At 58.6% G+C, this 25626-nt stretch carries 23 protein-coding genes; 8 read left to right on the forward strand and 15 right to left on the reverse strand.

Going from position 1 to position 25626, the window contains the following annotated elements; translation table 11 throughout:
- Positions 1-39: 39 nt before the first annotated feature.
- Both creC and creB read right to left on the reverse strand, forming a co-directional pair.
- Positions 40-1446 (reverse strand): two-component system sensor histidine kinase CreC, encoded by a 1407-nt coding sequence (gene creC, locus ADG881_RS08800; protein WP_007149864.1) that lies wholly within the window; start codon positions 1444-1446, stop codon positions 40-42.
- On the reverse strand, positions 1443-2120 hold the full coding sequence (gene creB / locus ADG881_RS08805) for a two-component system response regulator CreB (RefSeq protein ID WP_007150674.1): 678 nt from the start codon (positions 2118-2120) through the stop codon (positions 1443-1445). Before creB ends, creC begins: the two co-directional genes overlap by 4 nt.
- 74 nt (positions 2121-2194) lie before the next feature.
- Between creB and ADG881_RS08810 the strand changes: the two genes are divergently transcribed.
- The 4 genes from ADG881_RS08810 to ADG881_RS08825 all read left to right on the forward strand — a co-directional run bounded on the left by ADG881_RS08810 (position 2195) and on the right by ADG881_RS08825 (position 4952).
- Positions 2195-2557 (forward strand): STAS/SEC14 domain-containing protein, encoded by a 363-nt coding sequence (locus tag ADG881_RS08810; RefSeq protein ID WP_007149692.1) that lies wholly within the window; start codon positions 2195-2197, stop codon positions 2555-2557.
- A gap of 249 nt (positions 2558-2806) precedes the next feature.
- Entirely contained in the window at positions 2807-3424 is a 618-nt protein-coding gene (locus ADG881_RS08815; RefSeq protein WP_007150561.1) for a TetR/AcrR family transcriptional regulator, read from the forward strand.
- 150 nt (positions 3425-3574) lie between these two features.
- A complete protein-coding gene (locus tag ADG881_RS08820; protein WP_007150996.1) occupies positions 3575-4540 on the forward strand; it encodes a nitronate monooxygenase family protein in 966 nt (321 codons plus the stop codon).
- Positions 4541-4568: 28 nt separating this feature from the next.
- On the forward strand, positions 4569-4952 hold the full coding sequence (locus ADG881_RS08825) for a nuclear transport factor 2 family protein (protein WP_007151078.1): 384 nt from the start codon (positions 4569-4571) through the stop codon (positions 4950-4952).
- A gap of 84 nt (positions 4953-5036) precedes the next feature.
- On the opposite strand, the gene ADG881_RS08830 is transcribed toward ADG881_RS08825, so the two are convergent.
- The 4 genes from ADG881_RS08830 to glnK all read right to left on the reverse strand — a co-directional run bounded on the left by ADG881_RS08830 (position 5037) and on the right by glnK (position 8540).
- Positions 5037-5360 carry a potassium channel family protein gene (locus tag ADG881_RS08830; protein ID WP_007151214.1) on the reverse strand — a complete coding sequence of 108 codons (324 nt, stop codon included), beginning with the start codon at positions 5358-5360 and terminating at the stop codon, positions 5037-5039.
- Positions 5361-5370: 10 nt separating this feature from the next.
- Positions 5371-6567, reverse strand: a complete 1197-nt coding sequence (locus ADG881_RS08835; protein WP_007149597.1) for a class I SAM-dependent rRNA methyltransferase — start codon at positions 6565-6567, stop codon at positions 5371-5373.
- A gap of 313 nt (positions 6568-6880) precedes the next feature.
- Positions 6881-8128, reverse strand: a complete 1248-nt coding sequence (locus tag ADG881_RS08840; RefSeq protein ID WP_007149858.1) for an ammonium transporter — start codon at positions 8126-8128, stop codon at positions 6881-6883.
- A gap of 73 nt (positions 8129-8201) precedes the next feature.
- Positions 8202-8540 (reverse strand): P-II family nitrogen regulator, encoded by a 339-nt coding sequence (glnK, locus tag ADG881_RS08845; RefSeq protein ID WP_008930504.1) that lies wholly within the window; start codon positions 8538-8540, stop codon positions 8202-8204.
- 311 nt (positions 8541-8851) lie between these two features.
- On the opposite strand from glnK, the gene ADG881_RS08850 reads away from it, so the two are divergent.
- Together ADG881_RS08850 and ADG881_RS08855 are read left to right on the forward strand one after the other, a co-directional pair.
- Positions 8852-9100, forward strand: a complete 249-nt coding sequence (locus tag ADG881_RS08850) for an accessory factor UbiK family protein (RefSeq protein ID WP_039926478.1) — start codon at positions 8852-8854, stop codon at positions 9098-9100.
- A 250-nt stretch (positions 9101-9350) separates the two neighbouring features.
- Positions 9351-10844 carry a YifB family Mg chelatase-like AAA ATPase gene (locus ADG881_RS08855; protein ID WP_007149704.1) on the forward strand — a complete coding sequence of 498 codons (1494 nt, stop codon included), beginning with the start codon at positions 9351-9353 and terminating at the stop codon, positions 10842-10844.
- A gap of 37 nt (positions 10845-10881) precedes the next feature.
- On the opposite strand, the gene ADG881_RS08860 is transcribed toward ADG881_RS08855, so the two are convergent.
- From ADG881_RS08860 to ADG881_RS08870, 3 genes are all read right to left on the reverse strand, one after another.
- Positions 10882-11913 (reverse strand): phosphatidylinositol-specific phospholipase C domain-containing protein, encoded by a 1032-nt coding sequence (locus ADG881_RS08860; protein WP_007150261.1) that lies wholly within the window; start codon positions 11911-11913, stop codon positions 10882-10884.
- A gap of 146 nt (positions 11914-12059) precedes the next feature.
- Positions 12060-12698 carry an OmpA family protein gene (locus tag ADG881_RS08865; protein WP_007149072.1) on the reverse strand — a complete coding sequence of 213 codons (639 nt, stop codon included), beginning with the start codon at positions 12696-12698 and terminating at the stop codon, positions 12060-12062.
- Positions 12699-12708: 10 nt separating this feature from the next.
- Positions 12709-17856 carry an autotransporter domain-containing protein gene (locus ADG881_RS08870; RefSeq protein WP_050760135.1) on the reverse strand — a complete coding sequence of 1716 codons (5148 nt, stop codon included), beginning with the start codon at positions 17854-17856 and terminating at the stop codon, positions 12709-12711.
- Positions 17857-18027: 171 nt separating this feature from the next.
- Here ADG881_RS08870 and ADG881_RS08885 point away from each other — a divergent pair, with 171 nt between their 5' ends.
- A complete protein-coding gene (locus ADG881_RS08885) occupies positions 18028-18984 on the forward strand; it encodes an AraC family transcriptional regulator (protein ID WP_007150510.1) in 957 nt (318 codons plus the stop codon).
- A 346-nt stretch (positions 18985-19330) separates the two neighbouring features.
- Here ADG881_RS08885 and ADG881_RS08890 read toward each other — a convergent pair whose 3' ends face one another.
- The 4 genes from ADG881_RS08890 to ADG881_RS08905 form a co-directional block, all read right to left on the reverse strand.
- A complete protein-coding gene (locus ADG881_RS08890; protein ID WP_007149198.1) occupies positions 19331-20530 on the reverse strand; it encodes an acyl-CoA dehydrogenase family protein in 1200 nt (399 codons plus the stop codon).
- 22 nt (positions 20531-20552) lie between these two features.
- Positions 20553-21308, reverse strand: coding sequence for an SDR family NAD(P)-dependent oxidoreductase (locus ADG881_RS08895; RefSeq protein ID WP_007150216.1), 756 nt, complete (start codon positions 21306-21308; stop codon positions 20553-20555).
- A gap of 73 nt (positions 21309-21381) precedes the next feature.
- On the reverse strand, positions 21382-21870 hold the full coding sequence (locus tag ADG881_RS08900; protein ID WP_039926484.1) for an NUDIX hydrolase: 489 nt from the start codon (positions 21868-21870) through the stop codon (positions 21382-21384).
- 266 nt (positions 21871-22136) lie between these two features.
- Positions 22137-23165 carry an AraC family transcriptional regulator gene (locus ADG881_RS08905; protein WP_007149546.1) on the reverse strand — a complete coding sequence of 343 codons (1029 nt, stop codon included), beginning with the start codon at positions 23163-23165 and terminating at the stop codon, positions 22137-22139.
- 147 nt (positions 23166-23312) lie between these two features.
- Between ADG881_RS08905 and ADG881_RS08910 the strand changes: the two genes are divergently transcribed.
- Positions 23313-24377 carry an acyl-CoA desaturase gene (locus ADG881_RS08910; protein WP_039926485.1) on the forward strand — a complete coding sequence of 355 codons (1065 nt, stop codon included), beginning with the start codon at positions 23313-23315 and terminating at the stop codon, positions 24375-24377.
- A 276-nt stretch (positions 24378-24653) separates the two neighbouring features.
- Here the strand turns inward: ADG881_RS08910 and ADG881_RS08915 are convergent, their stop codons facing one another.
- The gene (locus ADG881_RS08915; protein WP_007150417.1) at positions 24654-24944 is read right to left on the reverse strand and encodes an antibiotic biosynthesis monooxygenase; all 291 of its coding nucleotides are present in this window, start codon (positions 24942-24944) and stop codon (positions 24654-24656) included.
- Between the two features lie 42 nt (positions 24945-24986).
- On the reverse strand, positions 24987-25517 hold the full coding sequence (locus tag ADG881_RS08920; RefSeq protein WP_007150406.1) for a macro domain-containing protein: 531 nt from the start codon (positions 25515-25517) through the stop codon (positions 24987-24989).
- Positions 25518-25626 lie beyond the last annotated feature (109 nt).

Here is a 25626-nt window from a genome sequence, read left to right on the forward strand (position 1 = left end):
TTAAAAACACGCCGCTAGCGACGCTCCTGCGGAAGGGGATTATTCGGGGAGAATTAGCCTGGCTTGAACGCCCTGATGGGTGTTTTCCACATTGAGGCTGCCACCGTGCAGGCTGGCGATTTCGCTGACCATGGCCAACCCCAGCCCTGAACTTCTTTCCTGACCCGGCGACGGCAGGGAATAGAAACGCTCAGTGATACGTCCAAGCGCATAGTCAGGAATCACCGGGCCAGTGTTGGTTACTGTCAGGCAGGCGACGTCAACATGCACCGTGATCGTGGTGTTTTCATTGGCAAAACGCAGGGCGTTATCCAGCAGATTGAACAGGGCCAACCTGAAGGTGTCCGCTTCCGCCTGCAGGGCGCCCTCATTCACGGTGATATCCAGCTGTTTTTCGGCCAGCAACGCATAGCGGCTATGCTGCCATTCCTGCACCAGAGCGGAGATCGACACCGCACTTTTGTGCGCCGGCAAGCTTTCCAGTTTTTCCAGCCTCGCCATGGCCAGTAACTTGTCCAGCAGATCACTCAGCCGGATGCTTTCGTGTATCACGTTATCCGTAAAACGGTGCAGGGCCGGGTCGTCCACTTCCTCGGCCAGAATTTCCCCCGCACCACGAATCGCCGCCAACGGACTTTTCATTTCATGGGTCAGCAAGGTCACGTTATCTTCCAGCTGCGCCCGCGCCTCCAGGCGACGACGCATGGCGGTGACAGCATCCGCAAGGTCGCGAATTTCATCGTGGCCACGAAAGCGCGGCGGCGCCGGGCGTTCATCGTTGGCCACCGCCTCGGCATAGCGCCGCAACCGATTCACCCGGCGACTGAGCCACCAGGCCAGCAGCACACCCGACAACAAACAGACCAATAGCGCCAGGCCGCCGTAGAGCATCAGATAACGTTCCGCACGCTGCACAAAAGGCTCAATGGCACGCCCGGGTTTACCCAGACTGATGACACCAATCAGGCTACCTTGATCACGAATCGGCGCGGCCACGTACATTATCGAGGTAGATGGATCCTGTGGATCACTGCGTGTGGTGCGAGCGCCATAGCGCCCCTGCAAGGTCAGATGCACATCGTTCCAGCGGGAAAAATCTTTTCCTTCATCCTGGCCACGGGAATCAAACAGCACGGTGCCGGCGGGACCAGTAATATACACATGGGTATGAATACGGGACTTCTTTAATCCCCAGATATCCGCATCCGGAGTGCGCCCCGCGTAACGGTTAAGCGCATCCCGCAGCGCCGGCGTGATCACGATTTCCCCGTTAGCCGCATCGCTGGCGACAATTTCCGCCAGCAGGTTGGCGGCATCCACCAGGGTTTCTTCTGCAGACTGGCGCACCAGCGGCTTGGCCTGCCCGAACACCAGATCGAGCACGAACCAACCCACCAGACCCAGGATCAGAAAATAGAATACCAGCAGGCGCTGACCGAGTTTCATGGTGTATCCAGCAGATAACCGATGCCGCGCCGGGTCACGATAAGGTGATCACCATTCAGCGGGCGCAGCTTGGCGCGCAAGGTCTTGATGTGCGTGTCCACACTGCGCTCGAAGCTGTCTTCATCGCTGTCGCAGATATCCAGCAGCTGGGCACGACTGAATACCTGACCGGGCCGCTGCACCATGGTCGTCAGAATACGGTATTCCGAGCGCGTCAGAGATAATTCGGTATGCCGGAAAAAGACCCGAAGACCACTGTCATCCACCTGCCACAGCGTTGTTTTATTGGTGTCGATATCGGCATCCGATTTCGGCCCCAGGCGTTTTAGAATCGCCCGAATGCGGGCAACCACTTCACGGGGGCTGAAGGGTTTGGTGACGTAGTCATCCCCCCCCAGCTCCAGTCCCAGAATGCGGTCGACTTCATCCTGCCTGGCGGTGAGAAACAGCACCGGCAGCTCACTGTGCTGGCGCAACTGTTTGAGCACATCGAAGCCATTCATGTCCGGTAACCCCACATCCAGCACCACCAGATCCACGGCCTGGCCGGCCACGGCATCCAGCGCCTGCTGACCCAACGTCACGTGGGTCACGGCAAAGTGTTCACGCTCCAACGCAAACATCAGAGGTTCGGCAATACGCGGCTCATCTTCTACGATCAGTACAGCGGGCACTTGAAATATTCCTGGCCAGTAACCATGGCATGATAACCAGACCACGAAGGCGTTCCCATGCCAAGGAGGCGTTTATGTTGGAACTGATCGACAATTTGCCCGGCGATACCGTTGGCGTCAGTGCCCACGGCGAACTCACCGCCGAGGACTATCGCGAGGTGCTGGCCCCCGCCATCGAAGGCGCCTTGAGCCAGCACGACAAGATCAATGTGCTGTACGAAATCGGCCCCACCTTTGAGCATTTCTCCGCCGGGGCCATGCTGCAGGATGCCCTGGTTGGCCTGCGCCACCCGCTAAGCTGGCACCGCATCGCCATCGTTACCAGCCACGACTGGATCAGCAACACCGTGCAACAGGCCAGCGCGCTGATTCCCGGCGAGGTTAAAGTCTTCGAATGGGCCGAACAGAAAGATGCGCTGAGCTGGCTGGCAAGTTGAAAGTTGAAAGTTGAAAGTTGAAAAGCGCAGCAAACGCTCTGCTTGCTTTCAAGCTGCGCTCGCGCCCATACCATAATGACACTTGTACGGGCTGTCCGGGTGCCTTCAGCGGTGCCCGCGTTTTAACTTTCAACTTTACACTTTCAACTGCTCTCATCCCGCCTGCCGGACGCTCCGCTTCAACGCATCCAGCAGATCCCCACCACATGCTTTACACTGTACGCGTTACCCCTGCCGTGGAGCCCTGCGTTGGCCAAAAAAGCAAAAACCGAGGCCGAGATTGCGCGTTTTCGTGAATCCGTGTGCGATGTGGCGACGCGGCTGTTCATCGAACGTGGCCCGCAAAATGTGACCATGCGCCAGATCGCCAGCGAAGTGGGCGTCAGCCCCATGACCCCCTACCGCTATTTTCGCGACAAGGATGACATCCTGGCCACCGTCCGCGCTGCGGCCTTCAACCGCTTTGCCACCGCGCTGGAAAACGCCGTGGCCAATGCCCCCGACGCCCGCAGCAAAGGCCGGGCGGTGGGGGATGCCTATGTGGATTTTGCCAAATCCTACCCCGCTGCCTACCAGCTGATTTTTTCCTTCACCCAGCCCGACGAAGATCGCTACCCGGAGCTGCAGGCCGCCAACGGCCGCGCCCAGGAAACCATGGTGGGCTATGTGCGCGAGATGATTGAGGCGGGCCTGCTCAAGGGCGATGCCCAGCTTATCGGCTACATGTTCTGGGCCACCCTCCACGGTATTGTGGTGCTGGAACTGGCCAGCGGCCTGCGTGGCATGGACGGCGACACCCTGCGCGAAAAGATCATGCGCACTCTCTATGCCGGCATGCAGGTTACCCCGCCCACTCTGGATTCCTGACCGTTTAGCTCACTCTCAGCATTGGTGGACTTGACTCTATAGATATACGGTGTAAATTTTACTTCGTATATTTATCCCATCGGACCGTATTTCCCGGTGGCCCGGACCCTGCCCCGCGTGAGTATCGGGGCCCAGCATGAGGACACAGTCATGTCTTTACCCGTTGAAATCCGCTCCCGCCTGCGCCTGCCGGTGATGTGTTCACCGCTGTTCATCATTTCCAACCCGGACCTGGTGATCGCCCAATGCCAGGCCGGTGCTATCGGCTCGTTCCCGTCCCTGAACGCCCGCCCGCTGTCGCAACTGGATGAATGGCTGCACCGCATTACCGAAGAACTGGCTGCCTGGGACCGGGACCATCCGGACCAGCCCTCCGCGCCGTTCGCAGTCAACCAGATCGTCCACCGCTCCAACGACCGCCTGGAAAAAGACCTGGAGCTGTGTGAAAAGTACAAGGTACCCATGGTGATCACTTCCCTGGGCGCCCGTGAAGACGTGAACCAGGCAGTACACGGCTGGGGCGGCATGGTGATGCATGACGTGATCAACAACCGCTTTGCCCACAAGGCCATCGAGAAAGGGGCCGACGGCCTGATCGCTGTCGCCGCGGGCGCCGGTGGCCATGCGGGGCAGCTGTCCCCGTTCGCGCTGATGCAGGAAATTCGCAGCTGGTTCGACGGCCCGCTGGCCCTGTCCGGCTCCATCGCCAGCGGCCCCTCTGTTCTGGCCGCTGAAGCCATGGGCGCAGATCTGGCCTACATCGGCTCGCTGTTCATCGCCACCCAGGAAGCCAACGCTGACGCTGCCTACAAGCAGATGATCGTGGACAGCAACGCCTCCGATATCGTCTACAGCAACCTGTTCACTGGCGTGCACGGCAACTACCTGGCCCCGTCCATCATCAAGGCAGGCATGGACCCGGCGAACCTGCCGGAAAGCGACCCTTCGGCCATGAACTTCGGTTCCGGCGGCAATTCCGACAAGAAAGCCTGGAAAGATATCTGGGGCTGCGGCCAGGGCATCGGCGCGGTGGATGCGGTGCAAAGCGCCAGCGAAGCCATTGCCAAGCTCAGCGAGGAATATCAGCAGGCCCGTCGCGCACTGAATGCGGCCTGAGCCAACATCAAAAAACAGGAGAAAGACCATGGCGAATATTGATGCATGGCACGCGGTAGTCAAAAGTCAGGACCGGAAGGCGCTCAACGACTTGATTGCCGATCAGGCGGTATTCCATTCACCGCTGGTGCACACCCCACAGGTTGGCAAACCGATTACCACCGCCTATCTGACCGCGGCCATGCATGTGCTGGCTAATGACAGCTTTCGCTATGTGCGGGAGATCAATGACGGACAGCATTCTGTGCTCGAATTTGCCCTGGAACTGGACGGTATCGCCGTGAATGGCGTGGACATGATTGAGTGGGATACCGACGGAAAAATCATCGATTTCAAAGTGATGATCCGCCCCTACAAGGCCATTGAAGTAGTACGCACTAACATGGCCGCCATGCTGGAAAAACTGGGCTAGAAAAACGGCTCCGCGGACAGGAGTGAAAAACAGGTATCCAGCAAAAGCTTGATGCAGGATGCCTGACGAAAACCGCCTCAGCCCTCAGGCTCCGACCATATAGGTCCTGAAGGCTTCGGTGGCGGCGGTGACCGTCACCGCCACAAAGACTCCGCTGAACATGATCCCCACGATGGCCACCAGGATCGCCATGAACTTGGTGCTCCTGCGGGATGGACGCAGGTCCCCGTACCCCACCGTTAACGCCGTAATCATGGACCAGTAGAACGCATCGAATCGGCTCCAGCCTTCGCGGCGCCCCACCCATTGCCCCAGCCCGACAATCACCACCAGAAACCCTGCCAGGAAAGGCGCAACCAGCACCATCGCCTTGATGAACAGGGCCAGAAATGCGAAGGCGAACTCCATCGTCACGGCGCTACAGGCTGAACAGCACCCGGCAGAACCAGGTCTTCAGGTAAGCGGTTTCGGCAATGGCCGGGTGCACCGGATGATCCGGACCCTGCCCTTCATAACCCACCACCTGAATACTACGGTCGATGTGCCGGGCGCTACTGTGCACCACATCCAGCAGACGCTCTGCCGGCATGTGCATGGAGCAGGAAGCCGATACCAGATAACCACCGGGTTTCACCAGCCGCATGGCCAGCTCGTTGATGGCGTGATAACCGGCCAGGCCGTTCTTGAAATCTTTTTTGCGCTTGATGAACGCCGGCGGATCCAGCACCACCAGGTCGTACTTTTCGCCATCGGCAATCAGCTGCTTCATGGCCGCAAACGCATCACCCTGAATACTGCCCACCGTGTCAGCGACACCATTCAGCTCGGCGTTGCGGTGCACATAATCCGTGGCCATTTCGGAACCATCCACACAGGTCACCGATTCCGCCCCGGCCAGTGCCGCCTGCACACCCCAGCCACCACAGTAACTGAACACATCCAGTACGCGAGCGCCTTTGGCCAGTGCCTGCATCTTCTGACGAGCAGCCCGATGATCGTAGAACCACCCGGTCTTTTGTCCCTCCGCCAACGGCGCTACAAATTTTGCGCCATTTTCCGTGAGGCTGATTTCGTCCAGCATCTCGCCTTTCAACGCTTTGGTATAACGCTCCAGACCTTCAATTTCACGGGCCGCCGCTTCGTTCTTGGCGATGATGTGAGAGGGCGCCAGCACCGCATCCAGGGCACTGACAATCACATCCAGGTGGGCTTCCATGGCGCCGGAGCCGGTCTGCACCACCAGCACATCGTGGAAACGATCCACCACCAGGCCGGGCAAGCCATCGGCTTCGCCGTAGATCAGGCGGTAGCAGTCATCATCAAACAATTGCTCGCGCAGGGTCAGCGCCTGCTCGATGCGCTTTTTGAAGAAACTGCGCGACAATTCCTGTTTCACATCACGGCTGTAAAGGCGGGCCGCGATCAGCGAATGGGGGCTGAGCAGCGCACGCCCCAACGGCTTGCCGCGGCTGTCTTCCACGACACAGGTACCCGCAGACAAATCCTTGAGCGGAGTATGACGGGTATCAATTTCGTTGGCGTATACCCACAGATGGCCCGCCTTGAGGCGGCGCTCTTCATTTTTGCGCAGGCGAATAACAGTCGATTCGGTCATGGTGCATACATCAGCTGGCCGGAAAGGGAGGGATGATAACACAGGGAGAGAATGCCACGATCAACGACAGAGGCAGCTGCGCACGAACACACAAAGAGATCCTGTAGGAGTTTCCTTCCAGGGGACAAACCAACGGCTAACAGGAATGCTCGAAGGTTTGCTGGAGCCGGGCTGACTTCTCACGGTTCGTCCCCTGGAAGGGAACTCCTGCAGCGTTTTCGTCGGTTTTCGAGAAGCAAAAATTGAAAAAGCCCCGACCAACTGGCCGGGGCTTTTCGTGTTGCGTGACGCGTGTTGCTTGTTGCGTCTCTTATTAACCCTTCACAAACTCAGGGTAGGCTTCCATACCGCAGTCTGCGATATCCATGCCTTCGTACTCTTCTTCTTCGCTAACGCGGATACCCATTACCACTTTCAAGACACCCCACACCACCAGGCTTGCGACGAATACCCAGGTGAAGATAGTCAGCGCACCGATCAGCTGGCCAGAGAAGCTGGCGCCACCGTCGTCGGTCAGCGGGTTGGTGATCGGCACCAGCATCAGGCCCAGGAAGCCAACCACACCGTGCACGGAGATCGCACCTACCGGATCATCGATCTTCAGCTTGTCCAGAGTCAGGATGCTGAATACCACCAGCACACCACCCAGAGCACCGAACAGGGTCGCCTGCAGGGCCGTCGGAGTAGAAGGCTCAGCGGTGATCGCTACCAGGCCAGCCAGCGCGCCGTTAAGCAGCATGGTCAGGTCGGCTTTGCCGAACAGGATGCGGCCAACGATCAGCGCGGCAATGGCACCACCGGCAGCAGCAGCGTTAGTGTTCATGAACACAACCGCAACCGCGTTGGAGTCACCGACACTGGAGGTTGCCAGCACGGAGCCACCGTTAAAGCCGAACCAGCCCAACCACAGGATGAAGGTACCCAGTGCGGCCAGCGGCAGGTTGGAACCCGGGATAGCGTGTACTTCACCGTTCGGGCCGTATTTGCCTTTACGTGCACCCAGCAGCAGAACACCGGCCAGGGCAGCAGCTGCACCCGCCATGTGAACGATGCCGGAACCCGCGAAGTCAGAGAAGCCCAGATCGCCCAGGTTATACAGGCCGAATACATCAGCGCCGCCCCAGGTCCAGGACCCTTCCAGCGGGTAGATAACGCCGGTCATAACCACTGCAAAGACCAGGAATGCCCACAACTTCATCCGCTCAGCCACGGCACCGGATACGATGGACATGGCGGTTGCCACAAACACAACCTGGAAGAAGAAGTCCGCAGAAGGTGCATACGTTGCTGCTTCTTCTGCACCAGCAACCCCGTCACCCACAATCCCGGACAGGAAGATGGCGCCGTCATACATGATCGCGTAACCGCATACCATGTACATGGTGCTGGCAATGGCAAACAAGGCCACGTTCTTGGTGAGAATTTCGGTGGTGTTCTTGGCACGCACCAGGCCAGCTTCAAGCATGGCAAAACCTGCCGCCATCCACATGACCAACGCGCCACAGATCAGGAAATAAAACGTATCCAGCGCGTATTTCAGTTCAAAAATTTGGTTTTCCACAATGCAACCCTCCGAAAATGGAAGCGTGTTTTCCTAAAGCCCTGGCATGGGTCAATTCAAAACACGGTAAAACTTAAATCGCGTCCTCGCCGGTTTCACCGGTACGGATACGAATCGCTTGCTCAAGGGAGGTAACGAAGATTTTGCCGTCACCAATTTTGCCGGTATTCGCGGCTTTCGCGATGGCTTCAATCACCTGGTCCAGGCTGGACTCGGCGATGGCCACTTCGATTTTCACCTTGGGCAGGAAATCCACCACGTACTCGGCACCCCGGTACAGCTCGGTGTGACCTTTCTGACGTCCAAAGCCTTTCACTTCAGTAACAGTGATGCCCTGCACGCCGATCTCGGAGAGTGCTTCACGCACGTCATCCAACTTGAACGGCTTAATTACGGCAGTAACCAGTTTCATTTCTTTCTCCTCAGCTTTCACCGCGTCCGGTGACGTCCGTTTCTCTTCGAGCCCCGTTATGGTTCCCGATCCACAGCTTGCTCGAACGCTCTGACCCAAATAGTGCACGACCCATGCCAGTTTTAGAAAATCATGCTTTTTCAGGGATTTACATCATGGTCTGGATTCAACATCCAGCCCGAGCGCGCCATTATAGCGCACCACAATGGGGCGAGATCCAAGTTGGTGCAGTCTCTTTGCCCGCGCCAGCCGGTGCCTCGCCCCCGCACACCGTGCTACCATCCGCGCATCATTACAAGGACGCCGTTGTCATGCCCGATCAGCCCTTTATCGACCGCCTCATGGCCGACATCAGCCGCCGCCTGCCCACCGACCTGGGCGGCCTGCGTAGCGAAGTAGAGCGCAACGTGCGCAGCGTACTGGCGGAAACCGTCAGCCGGCTGGATCTGATCACCCGTGAAGAGTTCGATATCCAGCAACAGGTACTGCTGCGTACCCGTGAAAAACTGGAAGCGCTGGAGAAACAGGTGGCCGAGCTGGAGAAGTCAGCGGACGCTTGATCCGCGTTTGCGCCTACCGAACCCTCACTACCCAAAAGCGAGAAGCGAGTGACGAAAAACAAACCCACCCAGGTTTTCGCTTCTCGTAACTCGTAACTCGTAACTCGTAACTCGTAACTAACTAAGCCTGATCGTCGTAACGCCCCTACAGACAGTCCGATTTCCTACGTCTGCCGCCACCAACCTCGCACAGGTGCGCAGGCCCTCTCGCCGTACACTGCCTCACAAGCCATTGAATTTGTGAGGAAACGTGACGCATGCGCTGCTGTACAGCCGGGCACCGATAGGCATTGAAGCCCGCACCGTGCGGGTAGAAACCCATCTGGCACCGGGCTTGCCGGCATTCACCATCGTCGGTTTAGGGGATACCGCCGTGCGCGAGAGCCGCGACCGGGTCCGCTCCGCGCTGGTGAACAGCGGCTTTGATTTCCCCCAGCGGCGCATCACCGTAAGCCTGGCCCCGGCGGACCTTCCAAAAGACGGCGGCCGCTTTGATCTGGCCATTGCGCTGGGCATCCTGATCGCCAGCGGGCAGCTGGGTAACATCACCACCGACAACTACGAGTTTATTGGCGAACTGTCGCTGAACGGCCAACTCAATCCCGTTTCCGGCATGCTGCCCTCCTCCCTTGCCTGCCTGGCTGAAGACCGCACCCTCATCGTCGCCGCCGATAACGCCGAGGAAGCCAGCCTGCCCGGCACCCCCACCCTGGCCGCCAACCAGCTGGCCCGGGTCGCGGCCCATCTCACCGGCCAGCAACCCCTGGAACCCCACCAGTGCCAACCGCCCTCCAAACAGCATTTTCAGGGCGGCTGCCTGTCGGAAATCCGGGGCCAGCAAACCGCCAAACGGGTACTGGAGATTGCCGCTGCAGGAGGCCACTCCCTGCTTTTATGTGGGCCTCCAGGGGCAGGGAAGAGCATGCTGGCCTCGCGGTTGCCCGGATTGATGCCGCCCATGCGCACGGCCCAGGCTCTGGAAGTGGCCGCCATTCATTCACTCAAACAGCCCCGCAACAGCCAGCTGTTCTATCAACGCCCTTACCGGGCACCGCACCATACCTCCTCGGCAACGGCCCTGGTCGGTGGTGGTAGTTACCCGCGGCCCGGAGAAATTTCCTTGGCCCATCACGGCATTCTGTTCCTGGATGAACTGCCGGAGTTCGACCGCAAAGTGCTGGAAGTCATGCGTGAACCGCTGGAAACCGGTGAGGTCAGCATCGCCCGCGCCGCCCAACAGCTAACCTTTCCCGCCCGTTTTCAGTTAGTCGCGGCCATGAACCCTTGCCCCTGCGGGTATCTGGGAGATCCGGAAAAGAGCTGCGGTTATCGCTGTGAAAAAGCCAAACGCTATCAGGGCAAACTGTCCGGCCCGTTACTGGACCGCATTGATCTGCATCTGGATGTGCCCGCCGTAGAAGCAAAGGAGCTGTTGGGCGACAAGGAAGGAGAAACCAGCGAGGCGGTTGCCCAACGGGTTCGCCATGCGTGGAAACAACAATGGCACCGCCAACAGCGCCTGAACCGGGAGCTAGGCAGCGACAAACTGGAACCCATGCTGCGCCGGCACCGGGACTGGCTTACCGGGGTCATGGACCGGCTTGCGCTGTCGGCCCGGGCTCTGCATCGCAGTGCCCGGGTGGCCCGTACCATTGCCGACCTACAAGGTAGTGACAATGTGGAGCGAGACCACCTCCGAGAAGCACTCAGTTACCGGCAGACACTGCAAGGCCCGAACAAATAAAGAAGGCATGGAGGCTACAATCGCTTTCACCAAGAGATTATAGAGTATTCAACTTGATCAGTGGCTCAAGGCAGGAGTCTGAATAATAATCAAACCAGACCATGGACGGCTTGATTTCTTTGGTTATCACCCCATCTTTCAAATAATCCTCAATCTTACCTGTGAAGGCGTTATTCGCTTCTTCTGCCAGCTTTTCAATACACTTACCGAAAGCCCAATCAACTCTTGTCAGGGTCCAGGAAAAACCGGAAAAAATTCCATCACCTGATTTATAGCAGGCGCTGTACTTTTCCAGCATCCGCCTTTCTTTCGACTCCATGTCCTTAAGATCATCTGTACCCGCATACTGATAAAACGCCTTTACGTTGACGGAATCGGAGTAGGTGACGCACTTACCTTGATCATGGATGTAACCGTATCGAGGAGTCTGAATAGTAAAAAATCCGCCTTTTGGGTCCGAGGAAAAATTTTTATCCTCGATGGTCACAATCACCCGCCTCCCGGATTCGACCACATCCTTAAGACTCAGAGTTCCAACATTCAACTTCTCATCTGTCGAAACATACATAACATCCCCGATAAACCCTTCTATTTCACGCCTCAGGGATTCAATGTCGTCATAGGAGAATGGATCAAGAACCATTTTGTCGATCTCAAACATCCCCGTATCCCATTTATAACAGTGGGAAAAATGAAGAAAGACCACCTCTTTTTCATTCCCTTCTCTATCAATAAAAGATTTCACCGCTTTTAACGCAGAGGCCATATCCTCACCACAGGCACCGGAAGCAGGATCATAATTAAAATGCCCCAGATAGAGATCTCCCCCTCTCTTGCTAATCCACATAAAGGGTCGAAAATCGAACACCCTCGCACCAGCCTTTAGTTGATCATCAATTCCTTTATTCTGCGTTACTACATTGCAGTCATTGACCCCCACTGACCAAAGATCATCATTAACAAAACTCATACCTGAATCATGAGTAGCAGGCCAACAGATTTCATTCAACGCTTTATCTTTGATGCTTTCATAAATGTCCGACATCCAGTGTTCTGATGAATGCACCATACTAATTCCCCTCCGTTTATTATGTATTTTGAATAGCGAAATTTACTTGAGGGCTGCAAACATCGTTTTTTCGTCATTCACAACCCCAAATTTCTACCTGCCGGCGTCGGCATCATTTCTTGCCTTACTACAGAGTAAAGAGCGGTTTATCCGGAGCCCATCTTGACCAGCAGCTGCACCCGGCGATCCTGCTGGTGACATTGCTTAAGCGCATCACCACGCAGCGCCTTGCAGCGGTCACCAGTCACCGAATGGTCTTCCCCATGGCCAATCACCGTGACATCGGCAATGCCCTCACCTTGCTGTCGCCACCATTGCGCAACCGCTTGGGCTCTTCGCTCTGCGAGAGCCAGGTTATAGGCGGCACCGCCCAAAGGATCACTGTAGCCATTCACTACCACCACGGGTCCCTCAAGGCTTGCCACCTCCTGGTACCAGGCTTTGAGCGCAATCCGGCTTGCGTCAGTCAGGACGGCGGAGTCAAACGCAAAGGTCACCCGCAACGGTTCCGGTGCGGCAATGTCTGGCGCCACCTCCGCTGTTGATGGTTCTTCTTCCCGCTCGGCGACAGGCTCCCCGGTGATGGCCACATCACATGCCGGCACGGCTTTGTCTTCGCTCCAATCCGCCGTTCGCCAGCAATGGCCGTCTGCGGTTTTTAACAACTGCCCTTTCCCGTCGGTGCGATACCCCGGCCAGGCATCATCAGGCACCTTGCCCGCACAACCGCCCAGAAAGAGAAAGCCACAGCTGGCCGCCACGGCCAACGCATTGCATTTTTTCATGGTTAATTCCTTACCAGGTCAGGTTGGCACTGAGCAGCCCACCGTGGCTTTCGGTATCCCCACCAAAGCGCCCGCGGTATCCCAGCCACAGAGAAAAATCATCGGTCATGAACCATTCCGCCCCGGCATTCGCCGCCAGCTGGGTGTCGTTCTGGTCCGCGCCGTACACGGTGAAGCCCTGCTGAGCACCGGCAAAGCGAGCGGTTTGCTCTGCCTGGGTATCGCCAAAGGGTTGCACCACCGCCAGCCCGCCTTCCGCCACCAACCAGTCGCCGCCCACCACGAAGGCGCGGGACAGGTCCGCCCCCAGCCAGGCTTCGCCGATGTTCAGCTCACTGTCGTCCACCGTCAGGCCGGCAATACCGCCGCCGGTTTCGCTAAAACCGTCCCGCTCGATATGGGCCATGGAAACCATCGCATAGGGATGCAGGCCGTTTTCTCCCCAGGCCAGGTCCCAACCGGATTCCAGCGCCACCCGCAGGGCGTCCACGCTGCTGTCAGATTCCGCCGGTGCCCCCATGACAATACGCTGCTGGGACACATCGCTGCTGCCGTAACTCAGGTCACCGCGCAGGAACCAGGGCCCCGCACTGCTCCAGCGGCCATACAGGCCCGCGAACCACGAGGACACGTCGCCATCGGCCTGACGATTGTCGTAATCCAGCGCGCCATCCGCACTGCCTGCCGCAACCCCCAACAGCCAGTGATCCCACTGATGGTCGACGCCCAATGCCAACTGATCCCCCCGGAAGGCATAGGCCGCATTGCCGATATCACCCTGGCTGTCTTCTTCAAACCGGGAAGACTGGGCCTGCACCCAGACACCGTTGCGCTTGCCCCCCGCACCGCCGCCCGCGGCCTGAGCCACCGGGCTGGCTGCGGCTGCCTGCGCATAAGGATCGGACGGCGCGGCCAGTGCCTGCAATTGCTGTGACACACGGGCATCCATTCCCCCACCGGACTGGCCGCCCGCGTTGCGACCGCGCTGGCGCATGCCGGTGGCAAACCGCTGTTGCAGCTGCTGCCCGGCCGTCAGACCTGCCAGCAGGCTGTCACCACTAAACGCCTGGAAGGCATCGGCGGCCTGCGTCTTGCTCATCTGTAACACCTGCCGATAGAGGCTGTGGGTCATGGCCATGCCATCCACGTTGCTGGCCACCGCTCGCTGGTTTTCAGTCAGTGCCGCGCTGACAAACGACAGATCATTGCGCAGCAATGCCAGCGATGCGGTATTGCTGCCGTAGCTCAATACCGGGTTCAGGAAGGCATAGCTGGACGTCACGTCATCGAATTGGCCATTGATGCCACCGGCGGCATTGAGAAAGGTATAGGTGCTGAAAGGCTGGTAGGTGCCATCGTTGCCCACATGCAGCACCGAACCTGCCAGATTGGCCTGGCCGCTGACCTCGATCCGGTCGCTGCTGGTGCTGGCCGGATCCACTTCCAGTGCCAGCTGACTGCCACTGTTGAAGGTCAGGTCACCGTTGATGTTCAAGGTGCCAATGGAGTTGCCTGCGGCCAGCGTACCGCCAGACTCAATAGTGGTATCACCCACCTGGCCGGTGCCGCCGAGCACGCCGCTGTTCACTACAGTGAAGGCACTGTTGCTCCAGTTGCTGTTGGCGTTGACGCGCCCCTGCTGAATCACGGTATTGCCGCTGAAGGCAACCGCATCCTGATCCAGACTCACTGCGCCACTGCCCGTTTTTTCCAGGTCGCCGCTACCGGACAGGGTGTTGTCAAAAATACCGTCCGCCGCTTGATCCAGCACCAGGCGAGACTGGTTCTCGATGGTGGCGCCGCCAAAGGCATCGACGTCACCAATCAAGGCACCGTTAAACAGGCCGAAATCGCCGCCAAACAGGGCATTGTTGCCAGTCAGACGAACCTCGCCCCCGCCGCTCATACTGATCAAGCCGGAGCCAGACAGGTCATTGCTCAGCTCGGCTTGCCCGGCATCTAGCAGCACAAGCTCATCGTTATTCTCGATGAAACCGGAGCCCAATGCGCTGACCTCACCCTGCACAATGCCGCCGGCAATCATTAGGCCGCCGGAGAAGTCATTGTTGCCTTTCAGGTCCAGAGCGTGGGAGCCCCTCACGGTTAGCCCCCCGGTACCGGTCAGATCGCTGCGGACAGTCACAGAATCACGCATTAACAGGGTTCCACCCTGGCTGCCCAGTGCCAATTGATAACGGTTAAAAAGGGCTGCCATTACTGCCCCCTCTACATGGAAAGTACCGCCATCCAGAACAAGGCGGTTACTGGCATCCCCCAGCGCTTCATTCGTCACGGCCCGCAACGTGCCCGCGGCAATCACCGTGTCACCGACGTAGTCGTTCCTGCTATCCAGTAACAGCGTGCCCTCTCCGGTTTTCATCAAGCCGTTGCTGCCACTGATCACACTGCTGATGGAGGCTTCGTAGCCACTACTGGCCGCACTGCCATCGCCAACACGAATTTCACCGTCAGTGCCGGCCAGCGTAAAGCCGTCACCCGATACGTGATAGCCATCACTGGCGAACTGCATGCCTTGCGCTTCTACTGCGCCATCCACATCCGACACCGTCACGGTGCCCGCATCGCCGGCGAAGATGGCAAAGCCGGGGCTGGGGATCATGGGGCCGGTGACAACGCCAGTGGCATCGGTCCAGACCGAGTTACTGGCCGTCCAGGTGCCGCTGCCACCGCCCTGGGTGGAGCCGCTGGCCAGGCCGTTGGCATTCCAGAAGTTCAGCGTCATGTCGCCAGTATTGAGCAGATTGATCTGCCGAGGGCCAGACAGGTATTGCAGGGTGAGCGAAGAGTCCGGGTTGGCCAGTTGCAGGCCGCCGTTGGTTTCGGAAAGGGTGCCGGTGTAATCAAACAGGCGATACAAACCCGGCCCAAAGCTGCCGGTGTCGTTGAGGGTCAGTGTCGAGCCATTGATGGCCAGATCACCATCAACGGCCACACTATCGCTTTGCCCCAGTGTGGAGAAATCGCTCCCCGGTGCGCCAAACTCAAAATCCAGCAGGCTGCCCTGGGCCAGGGTCAGGTTGCCGTTGATGGAGAGCGTGCCCAGGCCATCGCCCGGCGCCAGGGTGCCACCGGATTGCACCGTGGTATTGCCCAGCGAACCACTGCCGCCCAGCAGGCCGCCATTGTTTACGGTGAAGGCCACACCATTCATGGCGCCGTTCACCACCATGCCGCCGGCATTCACCGTAGCGGTGCCGGTCATGGCATGGTCCGCCGACAGGATATAATGGCCGGCGCCGTTCTTGATCAGGTTACCTTCACCAGAAATTGCACCGTCATAGAGGTAGTCGTTGGCCCGGTTGATTTCCAGAGTGCCGGAGAAGCCACCAAACGGCGCATCAAACCTCACATCACCCACAATGGAGCCGGTGTTGCCGCCAGTGCCCAGTGTCAGAGTTCCTTCGCGCCCAATACCCGTCCTCCCGCTGAACGTATGATCGGCATTCCAGATGGCTGTATTGTAGGTTCCCACGGCAACATCCCCTGCCCCCGAAATAGTGCCCTCATACGGAACCGTTGGCCCTGATCCATTGAGTAGAAGCTCAGACCCACCATCGATGCGGATATCGCCCGCAAACGGATTCAAGGAGTTCGCGATCAATCGCCCGCGAGTAATATGCGTAAGCCCCGTGTAGTGCTGCTGATGTTCCACCATGAGACCCGACGGTGAAATATCCCAAACCACATCGCCGCTGCCACTGATGACGCCGGAATACGTGAAATCTCCCGCATGGCGCACTACAACAGACGCATTGTTTTGGATGCTCCCTGACAAATTCCGCTCATTTCCAACCAGCGTGCCTTTACGCACCCACCAGTCCAGCCCATTGGCCGAAGTCAGCGTCCAGGTTCCTGCCCCCTCTTTTTCAAAAGCTTCGAAGCCGCGGAAAATATCGGAGGCATGTGTACCAACCGTGGCGGTATCAAAATCACCATTGGCGCCACCCAGCACCAAGGTATCATTACTGCCATTGGCCAGCACATCGCCGCCCAGGTTGTAGCCGCTTTCCAGGGTCAGCCTGTTGTCGCCCCCAGCGAAGTGAATCGCCGTGGGCTGATTGGCCCCCGCGTTCACCGTGCCCGCTAGCCTTATGGCAAGATCAGAACCGCTAATGCCATAGCCGCCGATGCCATCGGCACCGGCGGTGCCGCCGCCTCCCCCCAGGCCAGCGTCACCGCCCTGCACCAGGTTACCGGCTTTAATATGGATTTCGGCGCTGGCGTCCGCCTGAATGCCCACAGCACCGTCACCACCATCGCCACCAATTCCCCCTGCACCACCCGCACCGCCGTTGCCACCATTGCCGCCATGAAATGCCGCGTCGGAAAACAGTGTAAAGGTGTCACCGGGCGAGGTAATGTGCAGCCCGACACCGCCATCGCCACCGTTGCCACCATTACCATAAAAGTAATCTGAAGAGCCGCCTGCACCGCCATTGCCACCCGAGGTGGCATACGTGAAGTAAAAATCTCCCGGAAAGGGAGAGGTGCCGATGCCGCCGTCTCCGCCATCGCCGCCGTGCTCAAAAGGCGGAGGACTGCTGCCCACAACCACCGGGAGGGCACCGAAGTCGATCCCTGTGGAGGACAGCGGCGTTCCGGTTACATTCGCCAGCTCCATAGACAGAAAGTTCGTGCTGCCCTCCAGATCCAGCGTAAAGTTGCCCCCTCCGCGATTGAAAGCGATGCTTGTCATCCCATAGGGCGCCAGCACCGCATTAATCTGATTCCTCAGTTCGGAAATTCGGACACCGGTGTTAATGGTAATAATCGAAGTAACACCGTCGACAGTCACACTGAACTGATCACCATTTTGGATACCGGCCAGCGTTGTCATATCCGTTGCCCAATCAAACCCGGCAGGTAATCCACCAACCGAATACGAAGGATGCCCGGTAAACAGCAGGCTCATGCCGTCGCCACCATCACCTCCGTCACTGAACAGGCTGCCATTGCCGCCATTCTCACCCTGCCCCCCGGTGGTACCGTCATGGCCGGTGCCGTCGGCACCATCCGTTGCGGACCAGCCAGCCAGAGGAAACAACAACAGCAGAGAAAAAACCGCGCTGGAAACAGGATAGAATCCAGCGCGGACAAGACAACGCCCCCCAATATGGCGCTGAGTGAACTGTGACATGAGGCCCCCGGTACATGATTTTCCACCAATAGCCCTGTAGGGTAGAAGCGGGGGAAGGCAAGAACCACGTCTCGCTTTTATCACTTTCCGGTGTTTTATCATTTCCCGTCCGGCTTCTTGCAAGCCGCAATCCGCAGCCGGGCCGACAATAACAACGCATGGCACAGGATCATGGCGATTACTGACACCATTTCATCGCACGGCAGCACCCACACCCTTTACATGGCCGGCGGGGAAACCTTCGATATTCCCGGTGTACGCGGGCGCATGGAGCGCCTGGAGTTTGCTTCCGGCATCGTGCTGTACCGGCTGGAATATGAAGCGCTGGACGACTGCTTTCTGGAAATGCAGGGCGCTTTTAACGAGCCCTGGATCGGTAGCGCCCTGCATATTCAAGGGCAATCCGAACTGCTTGCCCCCAACGGTAATCGCTACACTTTTGATCCCAACAACGCGGTTCTGATGCGCATTGACCAGCACGGCTCCCGCTTCCAGTTATTCAAAGGGCAACTGGTTCGCCATGTCGGTGCTGCCTCGACATTGAAAACGCTGCGCGAGCGTCTCGGCGGCACTCTGCCAGCCGCGATTCAAGAGTTTGACCTGCCCTACGGCAACAGCGTCCATGTCCGCACACAAACACCCAGCACCCGGTTACGACAACTGGCTTCCGGGCTGTTTTCCCAGCATGCCAATGGCACCTGCCGGGAGCTAAAACTGGAAGCCATCGCCAACCTGTTTTTGTCTGAACTGATTGAAGGCCTGGAAGATGCATCGTTCACCAATGGTGCCTTGCCCATGTGGGAAGAGCAGGCCTACCAGGAGCTGCTCGATCAAGTGCGCTGCAGCCTGGACTCGCCGTTGTCCATCCCCACCCTGGCCGACCATGTTGGTTTGACAGAAAGCCGGGTGGATCAACTGTTCAAACTGAAAAACGATCAGACTTTCGCGGAGTTCATTCGCAATGAGCGTATGACCCTGGCACAACAACTGCTGGAAACCGGCGAGCACCCGGTGAAGGTAGTGGCGGACAAAACAGGCTATGCTCACGTGAGTAATTTTTCTCGCGCTTACCGGGCCCATTTCGGAGAAACACCGGCCAGAACCCTGCGGCGGGCGACAAACGGGTAACCCCATCTTGCGCTTGCCCTGTGGAAGCACAGCGACACAGGAGCACCCTGAAAAAATCTGCCCCCCCTATAGGAGCGTCGCTTGAGACGCGAACCGGGCACAGCGAAGCGACCGAAGATGCTTTCGGTAATTACCTGACAAACCCGGACACCTCTAATCGCCCTCCGCCGATTCCGTGCTACGCACGGTTCGTCCCTCAAGCTGAACTCCTACAAAAATCGATTGATACCCATGGTGCGCCACCCACCGTTCTGGCACTAAAAAGCCCCGCCGAAGCGGGGCTTTTAGCGTGATGCCTGTTGCGTTAAGCGTGTTGCGTCTCACGTGTTACCGCTGCGAAGCAGCCCTACACCCCCCACTTGAAGAAGCCACGCTTCTCTTTCAAATAAATACGCGACAGCACCATCTTGTGCACTTCGCTGGCGCCATCCACCAGACGGGCCTGGCGGGCGTAGCGGTAGATCCATTCCAGCAGAGTGTCCTTGGAATAACCACGGGCACCGCACAGCTGAATGGCTGTGTCAGCCGCCTTGTGCAAGGTGTCAGCCACGTGAATTTTCGCCATGGAAATTTCTTTCTTGGCGAAGTCACCCTGATCCAGCATCCAGGCAGCCTGCATGGTCAGCAGACGACCCACCTCAATGTCCTTGGCCACATCACCCAGCATCCACTGCACGCCTTCATGCTCGGCCAGGGTGGTGCCAAAACTCATGCGGTTTTCCACATAATCCGCCGCTTCTTCCATGCAACGCTTGGCCAGGCCCAGCCAACGCATGCAGTGCGTCAGGCGCGCGGTGCCGAGACGGATCTGGGTTACCTTGAGGCCATCGCCCACTTCCAGCAGACGATTCTCGTCGGGAATCACCAGTCCATCGAACTTGAGTTCACAGTGACCACCGTGCTCTTCCGGACCCATGATGGGAATGCGGCGCACCACTTCCCAGCCGGGCTGATCGGCATCGAACAGGAAGGCGGTGAGGCCCTTGCGCGGATCATCGCTGGTCTTGGCAATCAGGATAAACGTCTGCGCCCCTTCGGCCCCGGTAATAAACCACTTGCGGCCCTTGATGATCCAGTTGTCACCTTCACGTGTAGCCGAGGTGTAGGTCAGGGACGGATCGGAACCACAACCGCCTTCCGGCTCGGTCATGGCAAAGGCGGAACGCACCTTGCCGTCGATCATGGGTTGCAGCCAGCGCTCTTTCTGTTCGTCGTTGAGAATCTTGTTGAGCAAAACCATGGTGCCGTCATCCGGCGGCGCACAGTTGAATACCACCGGCCCGAACGGGCTACGTGCAGCCTCTTCATATAACACCGCCATGCCGGCCACGCCCACGTCCAGGCCGCCCCGCTCTTTCGGTAACTGAAAGCCCCACAGCCCAGCGGCTTTGGCTTTTTCTCTCAGCGCATCAACCACGCTTTCCTTGAAATTTTCATGGTCATCGTAATTGGCTTTGTCATTTTCCAGCGGCATGATTTCCGCTTCAACGAAAGCGGCGACTTTCTGCCGCAGGCTTTCAATTTCCGGGCTCAGGGAAAAATCCATGATCTGTCCTCGGTGAATTCAGTTAGAGGGTATTGCAGAGGTGCCCGCCGTCCACGGCGATGATGGCTCCACTCATGTAGGAGGATGCGTCGGAAGCCAACAACAACAGCGGGCCAACCAGCTCGTCGATATCACCCAGCCGACGATAAGGAATGCGCTTGAGCATTTTTTCAGCCAGCGGGCTGTTGAAAAAATCCCGATTGATATCGGTTTCCACATAACCCGGGCAAATGGCATTGCAGCGAATATTGTGGCGAGCGCAGTCCAAAGCCAGAGATTTGGTCAACTGCACAACAGCTGCCTTGGACGCGGTGTAAGGAGCCACACGTCCTCCCACTCGCAAGCCAAGAATGGAGGCGATGTTGATCAGGCTGCCGGGGCGCTCATCGCGCTTCCATTGCTGGATGGCAAACTTGGAAACGGCCCAGACCCCTTTCAGGTTGGTATCGACCACTCGGTCCCATTCGTCTTCGGCAATATTTTCGGTGGGGCCTTCGTGAGACACACCGGCATTATTCACCACCACATCCAGGGCCGGCATGTCGGCAAAGGCGGCCTCAACGCTGGCGTGATCGCTCACATCCATGGGCACGACCGTGGCGTCGCGGCCCAGATCACGAACGGCTCTGGCAGTGTCTTCCAGTTTTTCCACACGGCGGGCGGCCAGCACCAGGTCCGCCCCTTCTTCAGCCAGTGCCATCGCAAAATGCGCACCGAAACCACTGGACGCGCCGGTAATCAGAATTCGCTTACCGGCCACACTGAATCGCTGGGACATAACTTCCTCATCCTTCTTTGCATGAGGAAATGAAACTAACCATCCGGCCCGGCAGCCACAAGGACGAAAACGCTCAGAAAGACGATGACAACAGCAAGGACAGGGCGTGACGGGTATCCGGAGTGGTACCGGGCAAGGCCAGTGCCTGCCGGACGGGCAACCATTGCACCGCGACCACTTCGTCACTGAGGGAAACAGAATCCGGGCAGGCCACCGTCGATGACAATGCACCCCAGACCTGGTGATGGGGGTTGGCGAACCAGAACCACTGCCAGCGGGAAAACTGACGCTGCAACCCCAGCTCTTCATGCAGCTCCCGGCTCAATCCCTGAGCCACGGACTCATCCGGACGCATCACCCCGCCCGCCGCCAGATCCCAACCACCGGGGTAGAAATGCTTGTCCGCCGCCCGCTTTTGCACACAGACGCGCCCAGCCAGATCCTGTACCACCACGTAGGAAGCACGATGAATCAGGCGCTGGCGCTGCATACGCCCGCGCTGGCAACTGCCGCGAGGGTGATTGTGCCGGGACACCAGCAGGACAGGTTCGTGGTTACTCATAGGAGTGTTGTTTTTGCTGAAACAGACGAGGAACACTAGCGTTATGGGGAGGGGATTGCCAGATGGAGCGAGTGACGAGGGCGCAGCTGTAGGAGTTCCCTTCCAGGGGACGAACCGCGCTTAGCGCGATATTGGCGAAAGCCAATCCTCTGTTCACCGGGTGATCCTTTTCCTGTAAGGCGAGCAGCACAACGGCGGCCACTGCTTCGCTGCGCGTTCGTCCCCAGGAAGGGAACGCCTACAATACAAAGGAGCATGGCTTGGGATTAAGGCTGGAAATGACTGGGCGGGTGGCCGGTCCATTTGCGAAAAGCGCGGGCGAAATTGCTGGGGTCCGCGTAGCCCAGCTTGATTGCCACCTGCTGCACGGTGATATTGGCCTGCAAATAAGCCATGGCCTTGGTCATGCGCACTTCTTCCAGCAAGGAGCGATAACTCACGCCCAACGCATTGAGATAGCGACGCAGGGTCCGCGAGGTCACATGAAAGTTGCCGGCCAGCTGCTCCAGGCTGGGCAGCATACCTTCTGCCTGCATCAGGCGCGCACGGACCCGGCTGGCCCAGTCCTGATCCGCTTCCAGACGCTGCAGTTCTTCTTCGCATTTCTGCGCCGCCATGTGCCGGGATGCCGGGTCGGACAAGGTGAAAGGTTCACTGAGCAAGGAATGCGGCAACCGCAAGGCGGCCACCTCCGCCCCAAACTCAACCGGCATTTGCAGCAGCTCGCGGTAGCGCTCCGCGTGCGCCGGCGGCGCGTAGGGCAGCTCCAGTACGGCGCCACGGAAACGCTCGCCCAGCAGGTAGCGGATGCCACCCACCACTGCGGCGACCACCACTTCCAGGTAGGTTTCACGAATATCACCCAGTGGCACACTTTCCAGCAGGCAGAAACGCACCCCTTCCGTGGTCGGCTCAATACGCGGTACACACAGCCGGGTACGGGTGCGGAAATAACGCTCCAGCAAACGCAGGGCATCGCCGAGGTCGGCACTGCTGATCGCCGCATACCCCAGCAGGCCGTGGGCGGTCAGCGTCAATTGCTGCCCCAGGGCCAGGCCCAGTGCCGGATTACCGGTCATATCCCGGGCCCCAACCATCACCCGGCGGAACTGCTCGAAACGCAACGCAGGCTCCGGGTTATAAACTTCTTCTTCCGTTAGCCCCACCTGGCGCAGCAAACGCCGGGTATCCACGCCCACATCACTGATCAATTCGACCAGATTGCGGACGTAGTTCACCGGCACCGGCGAGCGGCCAGTGCCCGGATCAAGCTGGATAAAGCGGTCACGGTTCATGGGTCCATCATACGCTACTTTTTGACCTGTCCGGAAATGACCGAAAAGTGTCCAACCCTGCACTTCGCCGTTGGCCCCCTCTCTCCGACAATGCCTGCCTCGGAATTTCCCGGCTGCATTCAGCCAGCACAATCCAAGGACAGCCCCATGACGACGGATTCACCCGCTTACAGCCGCCAGTTCGGCGCCGATGATGCCCGCGCTATTCGCGATGCCGTGAAGAAGGATCTGGGCCCCGGCGCCTTCAAGGCCCGCCCCCTGCGAGCGCTGTGGTTCATTCCCCTCAATATCGTCATCATCGGCAGCATCGCCGCCATTCTGGTGCTGAACCTGCCCTGGTGGGGCAACCTGCTGTTGTCCCTGCTCGCCGGCCACACCCTGGCGTGCCAGGCCCTGTTGGCCCACGAGGTCCTGCACGGCGCCCTGGGCATGAGCAAGCGCATGCAGAACACGCTGGGCTGGATCGGCTTCGGCCCGGCGCTGGTGCCACCGGAGTTCTGGCGCCGCTGGCACAATGTGGCTCACCATGCCCATACCAACCTGGGCGACAAGGACCCGGACTCTTTCGGCACCATGCACCGCTACGAGAAACACCCGAAGACGGCCAACTTCACCAAGCTGGCCCCCGGTGGCGGCACCTGGTACAGCTACCTGTTCCTGTTCTATTCCTTCATGTTTCATGCCCAGCTGGTACTGCGCCTGCAGACCCGCAAGCGTGAAGAGTTCAAGGGCTTCGACCGTAAAAAGGCCATCCGCCAGTCCTACCTGTGCATGGCCGCCTGGATCACGCTGGCCATCGTGTCCGGCCCGCTGGCCATCTTCACCGTGTTGATTCCGATGATGATGATCAACTTCATCGGCCAGGGTTATATCCTCACCAACCACATGCTGCGCCCGCAGATGGACAACAATCACCCGGTGGACAATTCCATGAGCGTGCGCGCCTGGCGCTGGATCGACCCACTGCACTTTCACTTCAGCCACCATGTGGAGCACCACCTGTTCCCGAAAATGGGTTCGGATCAGGCCCCCAAGGTGCGCGCCTGGCTGGAACAGGAAATGCCGGAACGCTATGTGGCACCCAGCCATGTGAAAGCGGTGGCGATGCTGTACCAGACGCCGCGGGTGTACAAAGACGCGAACACGCTAATCGACCCGCTAAACCCGGAAAGAACGGTGGATGTGATGGAGTTGCAAGGGCAGTTGAACTAACCAGGCTCCCGCGGCATCTACAAAGCCGCTGCAGGAACAGAGCGTAGCGAATAAGCCTCTTGAGGGACGAACCACGCGTCGTGTGGCAATCGCCCGCAGGGCGATCAGGAGTACCATGCGTCACCAGGGTGATGGTGGTACAGGCATAGCCCTCCTCCTCGCCCAGGCTCGCATTCGCCCCTCAAGAGGAACGCCTACAGCGGCTTCGCTTAAACGTGTGAGTCGTGTCTTTTACGCTGGTGATCGCGCCGCCAGAAACGCGCCTACGGCAACCGGTTAGTTGCCGGAATAACTCCGCAGGATTTTCACCACTTCCACCTTGTAGTGTTTGTACCAGCCTTGCTTGCCCAGCTGCTGGGCGACCCGGTGCTCGGCCTGTTCTTTCCAGGCCTTGATGGACGCCTCATCCGGCCAGTAGGAGAGGGCGATTTCCTGCTCCCCTTCCGTGACGCTGATGAAATCCGTGCAAGCGAAATCGGCCATGGCCAGATCCCGTAGCTGCTCGGCCATCTGCCGGTAACGGCTGTCCGGATCACCTACGATGGCGGTAAAAATCACGGCGTACATTTTCTCTCCCTGTTTTATGTAGTCGCCATTTTCGCATGGCCTCTACAGCTCCTTTAATACTCTGTCGAAAACAGCCAGGTCGGCATCGCTGAACAGCACGAAGCGCACCTGGCTCACCGCCTCCTGGGTCGGCGCGGCATCACGGATCGTCCGCAACGCCACCTGCGCTGCCTCCGCCAGCGGATAGCCGAATACCCCAGTAGAAATGGCCGGAAAGCCGATGCGGGCAATACCGTGCTGTTCCGCCAGCTCCAGCGCTTTCCGATAGCAGGACGCCAACAGCTGATCCGACGGTTCATCCCGCCCATACACCGGGCCGAGACAATGAATCACATGGGCATTGGGCAAATTGTGGCCGCCGGAGATCACCGCTTTGCCGGGACGGATGGGACCCAGCGGAATGCACTCCTTCTCAAGCCCCGGTCCGGCGGCCCGGTGAATGGCGCCAGCCACCCCACCGCCAATACGCAACTCGGCGTTGGCCGCGTTGACGATGGCACCCAGGTCCGGCTGGTTTGCGATATCGCCTTGCACGGTTTCCACGGTGACGGTATCGAATTGACACAAGGTCATATCTCTCCCTCCCATCTCAAGTTGCCGTAGGAGCGTCGCTGGCGGCGCGATAACCCAGTAACGCGTTGCGAGAAGCGAGTTTCGAAAGACAAAACCCGATGCCAGGAAG

The sequence above is a fragment of the Alcanivorax sp. DG881 genome, from assembly GCF_000155615.1.
Classification (GTDB): Bacteria; Pseudomonadota; Gammaproteobacteria; order Pseudomonadales; family Alcanivoracaceae; genus Alcanivorax.